Annotated in this window: 15 protein-coding genes; 2 read left to right on the forward strand and 13 right to left on the reverse strand. The window is 60.3% G+C overall.

Features of this window, described 5'->3' with window-relative positions; all coding sequences use genetic code 11:
* Positions 1–79: 79 nt before the first annotated feature.
* The 9 genes from ACQ4MY_RS24605 to ACQ4MY_RS24645 form a co-directional block, all read right to left on the reverse strand.
* Entirely contained in the window at positions 80–1,522 is a 1,443-nt protein-coding gene (locus tag ACQ4MY_RS24605) for an efflux transporter outer membrane subunit (RefSeq protein WP_440096755.1), read from the reverse strand.
* On the reverse strand, positions 1,519–2,421 hold the full coding sequence (locus tag ACQ4MY_RS24610) for an efflux RND transporter periplasmic adaptor subunit (protein WP_440096756.1): 903 nt from the start codon (positions 2,419–2,421) through the stop codon (positions 1,519–1,521). Before ACQ4MY_RS24610 ends, ACQ4MY_RS24605 begins: the two co-directional genes overlap by 4 nt.
* Positions 2,418–2,627, reverse strand: coding sequence for a DUF1656 domain-containing protein (locus ACQ4MY_RS24615; RefSeq protein WP_007917703.1), 210 nt, complete (start codon positions 2,625–2,627; stop codon positions 2,418–2,420). Before ACQ4MY_RS24615 ends, ACQ4MY_RS24610 begins: the two co-directional genes overlap by 4 nt.
* Positions 2,624–4,687 (reverse strand): FUSC family protein, encoded by a 2,064-nt coding sequence (locus ACQ4MY_RS24620; protein WP_400751044.1) that lies wholly within the window; start codon positions 4,685–4,687, stop codon positions 2,624–2,626. The genes ACQ4MY_RS24615 and ACQ4MY_RS24620 overlap by 4 nt, the downstream gene beginning before the upstream one ends.
* Entirely contained in the window at positions 4,684–5,112 is a 429-nt protein-coding gene (locus tag ACQ4MY_RS24625) for a MarR family winged helix-turn-helix transcriptional regulator (RefSeq protein WP_008080307.1), read from the reverse strand. The genes ACQ4MY_RS24620 and ACQ4MY_RS24625 overlap by 4 nt, the downstream gene beginning before the upstream one ends.
* A 141-nt stretch (positions 5,113–5,253) precedes the next feature.
* Positions 5,254–5,535, reverse strand: coding sequence for a type II toxin-antitoxin system RelE family toxin (locus tag ACQ4MY_RS24630; RefSeq protein ID WP_008080308.1), 282 nt, complete (start codon positions 5,533–5,535; stop codon positions 5,254–5,256).
* Entirely contained in the window at positions 5,525–5,770 is a 246-nt protein-coding gene (locus ACQ4MY_RS24635; protein WP_008080310.1) for a type II toxin-antitoxin system Phd/YefM family antitoxin, read from the reverse strand. Before ACQ4MY_RS24635 ends, ACQ4MY_RS24630 begins: the two co-directional genes overlap by 11 nt.
* A gap of 92 nt (positions 5,771–5,862) precedes the next feature.
* On the reverse strand, positions 5,863–6,108 hold the full coding sequence (locus ACQ4MY_RS24640; RefSeq protein WP_440096757.1) for a DUF2789 domain-containing protein: 246 nt from the start codon (positions 6,106–6,108) through the stop codon (positions 5,863–5,865).
* Positions 6,109–6,237: 129 nt separating this feature from the next.
* The gene (locus ACQ4MY_RS24645; RefSeq protein WP_008080313.1) at positions 6,238–6,699 is read right to left on the reverse strand and encodes an aminoacyl-tRNA deacylase; all 462 of its coding nucleotides are present in this window, start codon (positions 6,697–6,699) and stop codon (positions 6,238–6,240) included.
* Positions 6,700–6,872: 173 nt separating this feature from the next.
* Between ACQ4MY_RS24645 and ACQ4MY_RS24650 the strand changes: the two genes are divergently transcribed.
* Both ACQ4MY_RS24650 and ACQ4MY_RS24655 read left to right on the forward strand, forming a co-directional pair.
* Positions 6,873–7,403 carry an NfeD family protein gene (locus ACQ4MY_RS24650; protein ID WP_440096758.1) on the forward strand — a complete coding sequence of 177 codons (531 nt, stop codon included), beginning with the start codon at positions 6,873–6,875 and terminating at the stop codon, positions 7,401–7,403.
* Between the two features lie 2 nt (positions 7,404–7,405).
* Positions 7,406–8,164, forward strand: a complete 759-nt coding sequence (locus ACQ4MY_RS24655; protein ID WP_003220464.1) for a slipin family protein — start codon at positions 7,406–7,408, stop codon at positions 8,162–8,164.
* 80 nt (positions 8,165–8,244) lie between these two features.
* Here ACQ4MY_RS24655 and ACQ4MY_RS24660 read toward each other — a convergent pair whose 3' ends face one another.
* The 4 genes from ACQ4MY_RS24660 to ACQ4MY_RS24675 are packed head-to-tail and all read right to left on the reverse strand — an operon-like array spanning position 8,245 to position 12,065.
* Positions 8,245–9,189 carry a sulfotransferase family protein gene (locus ACQ4MY_RS24660; protein WP_440096784.1) on the reverse strand — a complete coding sequence of 315 codons (945 nt, stop codon included), beginning with the start codon at positions 9,187–9,189 and terminating at the stop codon, positions 8,245–8,247.
* Complete coding sequence (locus ACQ4MY_RS24665) at positions 9,177–9,962, reverse strand: aspartyl/asparaginyl beta-hydroxylase domain-containing protein (RefSeq protein ID WP_440096785.1); 786 nt, start codon at positions 9,960–9,962, stop codon at positions 9,177–9,179. The genes ACQ4MY_RS24660 and ACQ4MY_RS24665 overlap by 13 nt, the downstream gene beginning before the upstream one ends.
* A complete protein-coding gene (gene cysC / locus ACQ4MY_RS24670; RefSeq protein WP_122594109.1) occupies positions 9,959–10,564 on the reverse strand; it encodes an adenylyl-sulfate kinase in 606 nt (201 codons plus the stop codon). Before cysC ends, ACQ4MY_RS24665 begins: the two co-directional genes overlap by 4 nt.
* Complete coding sequence (locus ACQ4MY_RS24675; RefSeq protein WP_158830274.1) at positions 10,548–12,065, reverse strand: TolC family protein; 1,518 nt, start codon at positions 12,063–12,065, stop codon at positions 10,548–10,550. The genes cysC and ACQ4MY_RS24675 overlap by 17 nt, the downstream gene beginning before the upstream one ends.
* Positions 12,066–12,085 lie beyond the last annotated feature (20 nt).

A 12,085-nucleotide genomic window follows, 5' to 3' on the forward strand; every position in this document is an offset into this window, starting at 1 on the left:
AGACCAGCGCTAGCAATGTGCGCTGGAAGGGTGCTTTGCACGGGGCGCCCTTCCAACACTTCAAAGCATAGCTATGGCCTCAGGGTTTGCTCGGGCTTGGAGCGTGCGTTCGTCCGCTTTCCCAACCGCCGCCGAGGGCGAGGAACAAATCGATCTGGCTCATCGCAACCTGGGTGTTGGCAGCGGCCAGTTGCGCGGTGACATCGGTGTAGGTGCGAGTCGCTTGCAGATCCGCCAGGAAAGACTCGCGGCCGGCCTGGAAGAAGCGGTGCGTCTGGTCTGCCGCCAGTTTCGCCGACTGCTCGGCATCGGCCAGCGCGTCGCGGCGTTGCAGCAGCGCGCTGTACTGGGCGAGGCCGGTCTGGGTTTCGCGAATGGCGTTGAGCACCACGCCGTCGAAGTGCGCCAGCGCGCCTTGGGTCGTCGCTTCGGCTTCACGGATGCGCGCGCGGGCGCCGTTGGTCGGCACTTTCCAGCTCAGCGACGGGCCGAAGCCCCAGCGGTTTGTCGAGGGATCACCAAGGTCATCGATGATGCCAACGGTACCGATGGTCGCGCCGATGCTGATGTCCGGATACAGCTCGCCGGTGGCGACGCCGATTCCGGCAGTCGCGGCAGCAAGACGTCGCTCAGCCTGACGAATGTCCGGACGACGTTTGAGCAGTGCGGCACCGTCACCGACCGGCACCAGTTGAGCGATTTTCGGCAGCTCGGCGCAAGTCGCGGTGCCTGCTGGCAATTGATCGACCGGTTTCGCCAGCAGCATCGACAGACGGAACAACCCGGCCTGACGCGCCGCTTCATAGCGCGGCATGTCGGCGCGCAGGGATTTGAATTGGGTTTGCGAACGGGTGACCTGGGTTTCGTCGCCACGGCCGGCGTCGCGCAGACGCTGGATCAGCGTGGTGCCTTGCGATTGCAGGTCGAGGGAATGCTGAGCGATTTCGCGTTCTTCGTTGGCCGCGCAGACTTGCGTGTAAGCGCGAACCACGTCCGCGACCAAGGTGATGCGTGCGGTATCGGCGGCGGCTTGGGTGGCATCGGCGTTGGCTTTGGCGCCTTCAATGCCGCGCTGCAAGGTGCCCCACAGATCGAATTGGTATGAGGCGCTGATGCCGATGTCGCCGATATTGGCGACCGGGACTTTTTCCGGCAGCAAAAACGCCTGTCCGGATTCCTGCAAACGCTCAGCGCCCATTTTCACGCCAGCGCTCCAGCCACCGGCCGCTTCGGCTTCGTCGACCTGAGCGCGGGCGCGTTGCAGGTTAGCCGCCGCAACACGCAGATCGGTGTTGGAGGCCATCGCTTGCTGCACCAGTTGATCGAGGCGCGGGTCTTTATACAGTCGCCACCAATCCGCCGGCACCGGCGCCGAGACCACAGGCTTACCGTCGACGGCCAGTTCGCCCTGAAAATCCTTGCGCTGAACCGCCGAATTCTCAGGCACGTGATAGTCCGGCCCGACCATCTGGCAAGCCGACAACATCACGCCCAACCCGGCGATCATCAGGGCCCTGCTCATTGCGCGGGCTCCTGCTTTTTATCGTCGACTTTCGAATCTTCGATGATGGATACCGTGGCAGTGCGCCCGGCGATCATGCGGAAATCTTCCGGCACATCGTCAAAGGCAATCCGCACCGGAATCCGCTGCGCCAGTCGCACCCAGCTGAACGCCGGGTTGACGTTGGGCAGCAGGTTGCTGCCGCTGGTGCGGTCGCGGTCTTCGATACCGGCAACGATGCTTTCGACATGCCCGCGCAGTTTGGCGCGGTCGCCGATCACGCGAATGTCCACCGACTGGCCGACATGAATGCCGTCGAGTTTGGTCTCTTCGAAATAGCCGTCGATGTGGAACGAGTTGCTGTCGACCACCGACAACACCGGACGCCCGGCAGTGACGAATTCCTGCGGACGCGGCGCGCGGTCGTTGACGTAGCCGTCGACCGGGCTGCGAATCACCGAGCGATCAAGGTTGAGCTGGGCGCTGTCCACGGTGACCATGGCTTCGGCCAGTGCTGATTGCGCACGGGCGACCTTCGATTGGCTTTCTTCCAGTTGCTCGGCCGGTACCAGATTACCGAGGCCACGGTTACGCTTGGCTTCGCGCTGGGCTTGAGCCAAGGTTTCTTCGCGGTCAGCGACAGTCGCTTTGGCCTGACGCAACGCCAGCTTGAAGCGATCCTGATCGATGCTGAACAGCACCTGACCGCGCTTGATCAACTGGTTGTCCTTCACGCCAACCTGCTGGATCAGCCCGGACACGTCCGGGGCGATCTGGATGATGTCGGCGCGAATGTGGCCGTCGCGGGTCCACGGCGCAAACATGTAATACATCACCATGCGCCAGACGAGGACAACGGCAAAAGTCACGATCAGCAGGGTCAGTACCACGCGACCGATGGTCAAAAACGGTTTTTTCATGTCATCAGGTATCGACTGAGTGAGTCCACGCCGTACAGAAGTACCGCGTAGAGCGCCACGTTGAACAATGCCCGGTGCCAGACCAGACGGTAAAAGTGCACGCGCGTAAGCACGGCATGCACCAACAAAAACAGCACATAAGTGATGCCCATCAACACCAGCAAGGTCGGCAGGAAAATGCCGCTGATGTCCAGATCACCGATCATAGGGGCGCTCCATCGGGCAGCGGTTCTTCGGGCTCGGCGCTGGAAACGAATTCAACGCCGGGCAGCAACGCCAGACGCAAACCGCTCAAGGCGTGCAGCAGGTTTAGCCGGGTTTCATCGTCGCCGTGGCCATTGAGCGCACGGCGGGTGCGATCCAGGGTCATCAGCAAAGGAGCAGGCGCCGGCAAGCGTTCGCCGGCCTTGAGGCAAGCGCGGAAATACTCACCGACTTCACTGACCACTTGCTGCAACAAAGCGTTCGGCGCGCCAGTCACCCGTGGGGTGTAGGCGAGCAAATCGAGCAGGTTCAGACCGACGCGCACTTCGCGCATGGCGATGCCGGTGTCCTGGCCAGTAAGTGCCAGACGCGGCAGGTGCTGCATCAGCCGATCGAGCAATTGCACGCCCAATTTGCGGTGCTCGGCGAGGTTGGCCGGCTCGGTCATGTGCACGATGTCTTTCCAGCTGAAACGGGTCAGGCGTTTCGCTGCCAGTTCGGCACCAAACGGGCGCGCCACCAGCGTCCAGATAAACGCGAACAGCAGACCGATCGGCCCCGCCAGGTTGGAGTTCACGAAAGCGAAAAAGTCCGCATCGTAAGCGCCCTGAATACTGATGAACGACGAGGTGTTGACCAGCGTCAGCAGCATGCCGAGGTAGAAGCGCGGCTGCACGGTCAGGGTGCCAACGCAGATAAACGGGATGGAAAACGCCAGCACCAGCATCGGGAAGTCGTGCAGGTTGGGCAGAATCAAAAACAGATAAAGGCTGGCGAACAGCACCGACATGCCAGTCCAGAAAAAGAATCGATAAATCTGCGGCGCCGGGTCGTCCATCGAGGCGAAGAAACTGCACGCCACCGCCGCCAGAATCACCGCACTGCCGCCGTCCGGCCAGCCGAGCAGAATCCACAGCACAGAGGCGGTGATGATCGCCAAAATGGTCGAGGCCACCGAGTAAAGCATCAGCCCACGGTCGATAAACGGTGTCAGCCGACCCAGTCGCCAATGACGATAAACCGCGCGCCAGTTGTCCTGGCGCTCGCAGACAATCGCGTCCTGCAGGCTGCGGCAGTCCTGCCACAAATCGATGAATTCGCCGAGGCGATAAATCGAGTTGGAGAACAGCAGTTGCCGGCGATCTTCCAGCGCTTCAGCGCTCGGTTGCAGGGCTTCGAGCTGATCTTTCAGCGCTTGCCAGCGGTCGAGATCGGCGTCTTCATGGCCGAGCCATTCGCGGGTCGCGACGAGCAGCGGTTCGAATTTTTCCACCAGCTCAGGCGTGCGCCGTTCGAGGGCGTAGAGCGAATCTTCCAGCGCATCGATCACCGGTAATAGATGAATCATGCGCCCGCGCAATTCTTTGGTGTTGCGCACGGTTTGCGGTCGCGAGCCTTCGTGGGGCAACTGGCCGATCATCAATTCGAGGCTGTTGAAGTTGGCGACCATGGCCATGCGCAGCGCGGTGACTTCTTCGGGTTGCACGTCGCGACTGAGGAATTTCAGGCTGTAGGTGGTTGCGTCGGCGAACCACTTGCTCACGGCGTCGTTGAACACCGGCGCCAAGCGTCGCGGCCAGAACATTGCGCCGACCACGGCGGCGACAGCGATGCCGAGGAAAATCTCTTCCGTGCGTGCTTCGGCCACGTCCCACACCGCCAGCGGGTTATCCACCACCGGCAAGGCAATCAGCGGCAAGGTGTAACCGGCGAGCATCAATGCGTAGCTGTTGGCGGTGCGCAAATGCAGGGACATGAACAACAGAATCCCCGTCCATAGCGCGATCACCACCACCAGCACATACGGGCTCTGCACGAACATCGGCACGAAAAATACCGCCGCTGCCGCACCGAGAAAGGTGCCGATCGCACGGTATAAAGCCTTCGAGCTGGTAGGGCCGAGGAACGGGCTGGAGACGATGTAAACCGTGGCCATCGCCCAATACGGACGCGGCATTTGCATGAGCAAGGCGATGTACAGCGCAATCATCGACGCTGCAAAAGTCCGCACCCCGTAGAACCAGTCCCGGGCCGGCGGAATGCCGGAGAAAAAACCGTTCAAGAATTAACCACCAATGGCGGGTTGGCCGCCTCAAAAGCTCTGAGTACCCGAAGCGTAGCTTCCAGATCGCTCTGGTCGATGCCCTCAAGCACTTCATGACGCAGACGCACCAGTTCGATCTCCACCGCTTGCACCAGTTCACGACCGGTGTCGGTCAGGCTCAAGCACTTGGCGCGGCGATCGTGGGCATCTTCGGTACGGCAGACGTAACCCGAATGACACAACTGATCGAGCAGACGCACCAGCGACGGACTCTCCATCCCGGCCGCCTGCGCCACCTGCACCTGCCGCACACCCTCGCCCAAACGGCCGATCATCAACAGCGGCACGGCGCAGGCTTCGGAGATTCCATAGTTGACCAGCGTGGTCTGGCAGATCTTCCGCCAATGCCTGGCGGCCACCACCATGGCACTGCTGATGTTCATCTGGAGAGCGTCGAGGGAATCGGACACGGGGAAATGCACACTGTTAGTTTGCTAACTATCAATATTGCATTGGAGGGGAATTTCAGTCAAGTTTTGAAACAAATTGCCTATTCGGGCGGAGAAAATCTCTCCGAAAGTCATTCAGCGCTTTTTAGCATTCTCATAAACGCTACTGCGCTCCCGTTTGCCGACCGCAACAACGGAAACGACCACACGTTCGTCGATCACTTGATAAACCAAGCGATAGCCGCAAGCCTTCAATTTTATTTTGTAACAGTCCGGCATCCCATGCAGCGCATCGGCAGGCACTCTAGGCAGATTCAGCCGTTCGCCCAGCTTCTTTTTGAATTGCTCTCGTAGTGTGTGACCCAACTTGTTCCATTCTTTGTAAGCAGATGGCAGAAATTCGAGCTTATAGGTCATCCAGGCTTACCGAAATTGGCGTCTCGTGGCTGCGGGCGCGAACGACTTCAGCAAGCTCCAGATCATCAAGCCGCTCCATCATTGCTTCGTACACATCCGCTGGAACCATGTAGCCCATAACGCGATTGTGGTTGAGAACCGCCACTGCTCCACCATGCGCGCCGTTCAGCACGGCAGAAGGGTTTTTCTTTAACTCGGAAACACTGACAGCCATATCGGCGAGAACACTTTGCATAATAAAAGACCTCAATTGAGGTCGTGATTTTGGTCTATTTTTTGAACTGCAACAACCATGGTTCTGAGTTGAATGACCAGAGGTCACCGGTCTTAGCCCTGTCTTCCCTTGCGCAACAACACATTCAACTGATCCACCACCTCCGCCCAATCGGCATCATCCAGAATCTCGTCACGCAAAAACTGCGACTGGCTCTCCGTCCAGAAAAACGCATCAGCCAAGTGCAGCTCGGGTTTGAGTGGGGAATGAGTGGCGATGAATTGGTCGATGCTGACCGGGTCGTTGTCCAGGCCGAGTTGTTTGAAGAGAGATGGGAGGCTGTGGGTTGGTTGTTCCATTGCTGAGCTCCTTCAAAAATGGGGTGTATGGAAGATTAATCGCGAGCAGGCTCACTCCTACAGGTGCAATGCAATCCCATTGTAGGAGTGAGCCTGCTCGCGATGAGGCCAGCGAGACCACTGCAAATCCTAATGACTCAACTCCCGCACCTCAGCATGCGGCACCATTTTCAGAAACTCCGGCATGCTCATGTGCAGCAGGTAGTTGTGGTTGCCCGCTTCAAGATAAATATCTTTCTGCCGCGTCAGTAATGGGTCGATGACCATGTCCAGCCCGTAGGAATCACCCAGCGGCGGCACCGCGCCGCGTTCGCAGTCGTCGAAGATGTGCGCCAGGTTGCTTTCGCGGGTCAGTTGCCATTCGCCGCTGTTGCGCACCTTGCTCAGATCCAGATGACGGCTGGCCGGCAGCACGGCCATCAGGTAATGCCCGTGGTGGTCGTCGAGGATGATCGACTTGGCCACCCGCTCGGCGGGCACCCCGGCGACTCGCGCGGTTTCCAGGCTGCTCGATGAGTGCCGGTGAGCGACGACGTCATATTCGCAGTGCGCCCGGGTCAGGCTGCTTTGCACCTTTCTTGCCATTCGCATGATGCACCTCGGTGTCGCGCGGAAGGTGGTTGCTGTGTTTTGAGTCTAGTTCGGCGGGCCGCTGGCGACGGGAAATCCGCTCACTGGACACATCCGCACATTGATCAAAATTCATCCAGACCAACCCTGAACTAGACTGAAAGAACCCGCCACTGACGCTCATGGAGAGTCACGTGAACAGCCGATGTTGTGTCTTTGCCTTGCTCCTGCTGAGCAGCGCGTCCGCTTTCGCCGCCGAGAGCTCGTTGCCAGCGATGAGCCCGGTCGGCCTATGGCTGATCACCCTCGGCATCGTGTTTCTGATCGCTGAAGCCGCGCTGCCCAATTACGGCGTGATCGGCCTGGGCGGGATCATCATGTTCGTCATCGGCGCGCTGATTCTGAGCAACGCCGAATTGCCAGTGCCGATGATGATCGGCCTCGGCCTGATCAGCGCGCTGCTATTGATTGCACTGGTGATTCGCGCCCTGAAAACCCGCCCGCGCCAAGCCGTCAGCGGTGATGCCGGCCTGCTCGGCAGCGTCACCGCGATCACCACCGTGCAACCGGGCGATGCGCGCAATGGCTGGATTCAATTGCAAGGCGAACGCTGGCAAGTGCTCAGCGCCACCCCTTTGCACACCGGACAAACGGTGCGCGTGGTGGCTCGCAAGGGATTGTTGCTGCAAGTGGCCGCGGCTGACGCGGCGCCGCTCGGAGAGTGATCATGGGTCTGCAAATCGGTTTTGTTGCGCTGCTGTTGTTGGTGATTGCCCTCGCCGGCTCGACGTTTCGCATCCTGCGCGAGTACGAGCGCGGCGTGGTGTTCCAGCTCGGACGTTTCTGGCAGGTCAAAGGCCCTGGGCTGATCCTGCTGATTCCGGTGGTGCAGCAAATGGTTCGCGTGGATCTGCGCACCGTTGTTCTCGACGTACCGCCGCAGGACGTGATCACTCGTGACAACGTTTCAGTGAAGGTCAATGCCGTGCTGTATTTCCGCGTGCTCGACCCACAGAAGGCGATCATTCAGGTCGAGGATTTCCTGTCCGCCACCAGCCAATTGGCGCAGACCACGTTGCGCGCGGTACTCGGCAAACATGAACTCGATGAACTGCTGGCCGAGCGCGAGCAGTTGAACATCGACATCCAGCAAGTACTCGACGCGCAGACTGATGCATGGGGCATCAAGGTCGCCAACGTCGAGATCAAACATGTCGACCTCAATGAATCGATGGTCCGCGCCATCGCCAAGCAGGCTGAAGCCGAACGCGAACGACGGGCAAAAGTCATCCACGCCGAAGGCGAATTGCAGGCCTCGGAGAAACTGATGCAGGCTGCCGAGATGCTCGGTCGTCAGCCGGGGGCGATGCAGTTGCGTTATATGCAGACCTTGAGTTCGATTGCCGGCGACAAGAGTTCGACGATTGTCTTTCCGTTGCCGATTGAGTTGCTCAAGGGGATGGCGGATTTGTCGGGGAAATCTTGAGGAGCGAAAGATCGCAGCCTGCGGCAGCTCCTACAGGGGATCACATTCCAATGTAAGAGCTGCCGAAGGCTGCGATCTTTTCAGGCTCCACGCAATTTTTCCAAAGCTTCATAGGGCGCTCGCGCGCGCGTCTGCACACGCGCCTGCAACAGCGCCGAAGCCTCGCGGCGTTTGTCTTCACCATCGGCAACAAACACTTGCGAAGGCTGTTTCGCATGCTGCGCGGCAGCGGCAAACACCTGCTGACGCTGCACATCATTCAATCGAAAGAACCGCGCCAAGCGCCCAGCCATCGCATCGGGCAACTCGCTGTAATTCACCGCCAAACCGGCCGAATCCCGACAATGTAGCAACCCCGCCTCCAACAACCGCCCCAAACGCCGCGCGATAAAATCTTCACGGCCCTCGAACTGCAACCCATCCTCCAATACGCAATCACCGAGCATGCCCGGCACCATGTGCATGCCCGGACGGCGCAGATGGGAAATAGCAATTTCCAGCGGATCACGATAGAGAAACAGCCACGGCGTGTCCGGGAAACAGGTCTGCAACAGCGGCCATTCACCGATGTTCCAGGCATCGAGTTTGACCACTAAACGCTGTTCAACACCGCGTCGGCGCTGACCATACGCCGAGAGCAAGCCGACGATGGCGGCCCGGCGTTCGGCATCAGGCAAATCACCGCGCAACAGCGCATCCAGCGGTGGCGGTTCGGACACCACGATGTGATCGTCGAGTTGCGCGAGCATCTGACTGATCAACGTCGAGCCACAGCGCGAGGCGTGCAGAATAAAAGCGCTTGGTACGAGGCCGGGGCTTTGCGCTTGCCATTCGGTCAGCGCCGACAGCGGCGTCTGCCGTCGAAACGCCTGATTGAAGGGCAGCCGCAGTGCATCGTCCACCGCCTCACGGAAAAACGGCTGATGCAACGGCGTGTCACCGAACCAGCACCAATCCACCCGCCACTGCCCGTCGACCGGCCAGACACGAATGGGCAGCCAACCGTCGAAACTCAACAGCTCCATTGTTCGTGCCATTGCCGACGACCATTGCGCATCGCGGTACGCAGTTCTTCGCGAGAAAATACCAGGCCGCGTTCCGCCGCGAGTTCCAGCGTTCGGGCGATAAACATCTCAGGGTCATGCAGTGTGCGCAAGGCCAGTGACAGCGAGTCATCCTCAGTCACCAGCCTCTGAAAGCGCTGCAAGTCGGTATCGGCCAAACCCGGCGCTGGTGTGTCGGGCAATCCTTCGACGATCATCTGCTCAAGCCAGGCATCGGGTTTGCAATCGATGACCAGATGAATACGCGCAGCGGTATCGCGGTTATCCACTCGGTGCGGACGGGCGAGATCGAGAAACCAGCATTCCCCGGCAGCCATCGGCACGCGTTGACCGTCGAGCCAGAAGTCGACATTGGGCGGACTGAGCAACGGAATGTGCAAACGGCGATCGGCGTCCGGGCCATTCAGATCGTAATCGCGATGTTCGTGAATGCGTGCGCCAGGGCCCAGGCGCAGCAGTCGAGCGCTGACGATATTCAGCGACAGATTGCGCAAGCCGTGGCGCCAGCGCTCATCACGCAACCACGGTTCGCGTAGCAACGGCTCACCGCGACCGGGCGACAGTTCGGTCAACGCATCGGCTGCCGAAATCAGCGCGACGCCACTCCAGTCGCCCGAGAAATACTCGCTGTTGAAGTGACTGCGCCAGGCGTCGTCGGCAATCGCCGCCAGCGCTTGCAGCAACAGCGGCAAATCCACCGTCACCGGCAATCGCGAGAACGCCGGCCGGCTCATGTCCTGGGCAACACCGCGCACTCGCCGAGCCAGGTCAGCAATCGATCAAGGCAGGCTTCGACCGTTTGCGCACCGGTGTCGAGCACCAGCGACGCCTGCGTTGGCGGCTCATACGGTGCCGACACTCCGGTAAATCCAGCGAGGTCACCGCGTCGCGCCCGTGCGTAATGTCCTTTCGGGTCGCGCTGTTCGCAAACAGCCAGAGAGGCGCTGCACCAAACGTCGCGATAGTCCTCACCTAACCGTTGCGCGAACACCTCACGTAGCTCAACCAGTGGCGCAATCATCGCCAAAATCACGATTTGCCCGTTTTCCACCAGCAACGCGGCGAGCTCGCTGGCGCGACGAATATTTTCCTGGCGATCAGCGTCGGTGAATCGCAGATCCCGATTGAGCCCGATGCGCAAACCGTCGCCATCCAGTACCACGCTTTGCAAACCTCGCCCGAACAACTCGGCGTGCAGCGCCTGCGCCAATGTCGACTTGCCCGCCGCCGGTAGGCCGGTCAACAGAATCGCTGCACCGCGATGCCCATTTCGAACCTCGCGTTGGGTGCGGCTGACACTGGCGCTCGGCGCCAGCACATCACTGTGCCGGAGCATGCGCCACCACTGGCGTCGAGATATCCCCCGCCGCCCAAGCCGATTCACGGTTGGCCAGCGCGGTGGCAATCGACTGCACTTCGGTCGACTGCACCTGATCCGGCAGCGGATCGAGGCCGGCACTGGCGAAGATCTGGCCATACGCATTGCGCAGATCGGCGTAGGACAGATCGCGGCGCAGATCCGCTTGCAGGTTGTTCAGTTCGCCCTGAATCAGTTCCAGCTCACCGATCCCTGCCGCCTGATGACGGTTGCGCAACTGGCCGACGATTTGTCCGTCGATGTCCGACAGTTGCTGATTGGTCTTGAACTGGCGCAACGCTTCTTGATAGTTGGCGTTGGCCACATAGAGCTGCGCGAGCACCGCGATCGACATCGCCTGACGCCGCGCGGTGGCGACTTCTTCACCGGCCTTGGCGACGTTGATTGCAGCGGGTGCGGAAATCACGTTGAACAGGTTCCAAGTGATTTTCACGCCGTAATCGGCCCAGCCCTGCTCGACGAGGAACGAGTTGCTGTCGTAATGGCCACCGGCGGAAAACTCCAGGCCCGGCAGCAGGCGCAGCATGGCCTTGCGGGTTTCGGCAGCGCTGATGCGCGTCTGGTAGTCCTGCTCGCGCAGTTCCGGGCGACTGGTCAGGGCTTCCTGCTCCAGTTTCGCCAGATCGACCTTGAGCTCGGGAATCTGATAACCGTCATCGGTGGCCAAGGTCAGGTTGGTGCCCAGCGGCAGGTTGATCAGGGTGGCCAGTTCGGTTTTCGCCAGCGACAAGGCGCGACGCTGCTCTTCCAGTTGGCGGGTCGCTTCGATCAGCGAACGCTGATAACCGAGCGATTGCACCGGATCACCAATACGCTGATCACTCAGGGTCTGGCTGTTGTCGCGGGCGGTCTGCACGCGCGCCATCAGGCTGTCGATTTGTTTGAGCAGACGCTCGGCGGCCATCGCTCGCCAATAGGCCGAGCGTACGTCCTGGACGATGGTGTTGATCACCTTGCGGCGCCGTTCCTGAACGATCAGACGCTGGTCGCCCTGCTGCTTGGCGCTGATGTAGCTGACGCCGAAGTCGAGGACGTTCCAGACCATGGTCAGGTCGGCAACGTCGCGGTCACGGTCCTGCGAGGTCGATGGTTCAAGAGACTGGGTGCCGGTGCGCACACTCTGGCTGCTGGAGGCGTTGACGTTGTTGCGCCCGACGTAACCGGCGTCCAGCGCCATGCGCGGCAGCATGTCGAAACTGGCGAGGTCGAGCTGCCGCTTGGCCAGCGCTTCCTCCATGATCTTCAAGCGACCTTCGAGGTTGTATTTCACCGCGCGGGCCATGGCCTGGTGCAGGGTCAACGGGCCGCGCAGCGGTTCCTGATCCTTGTACATGCCTTGCAGATCGCTTTTGGCGCGCTGCTCGCTGACGCTGCGTTCAATCGGGTCACTGGTCACTGCACATCCGCTGATCGCCAGCGCCAGCAGGCTGGCGCCGAACAACTTCTGACTTTTCTTCATCCCTGGATCGCCCCTAGGTC

Source organism: Pseudomonas sp. SM4 (genome assembly GCF_051913165.1).
In the GTDB taxonomy this organism is placed as follows: Bacteria; Pseudomonadota; Gammaproteobacteria; order Pseudomonadales; family Pseudomonadaceae; genus Aquipseudomonas.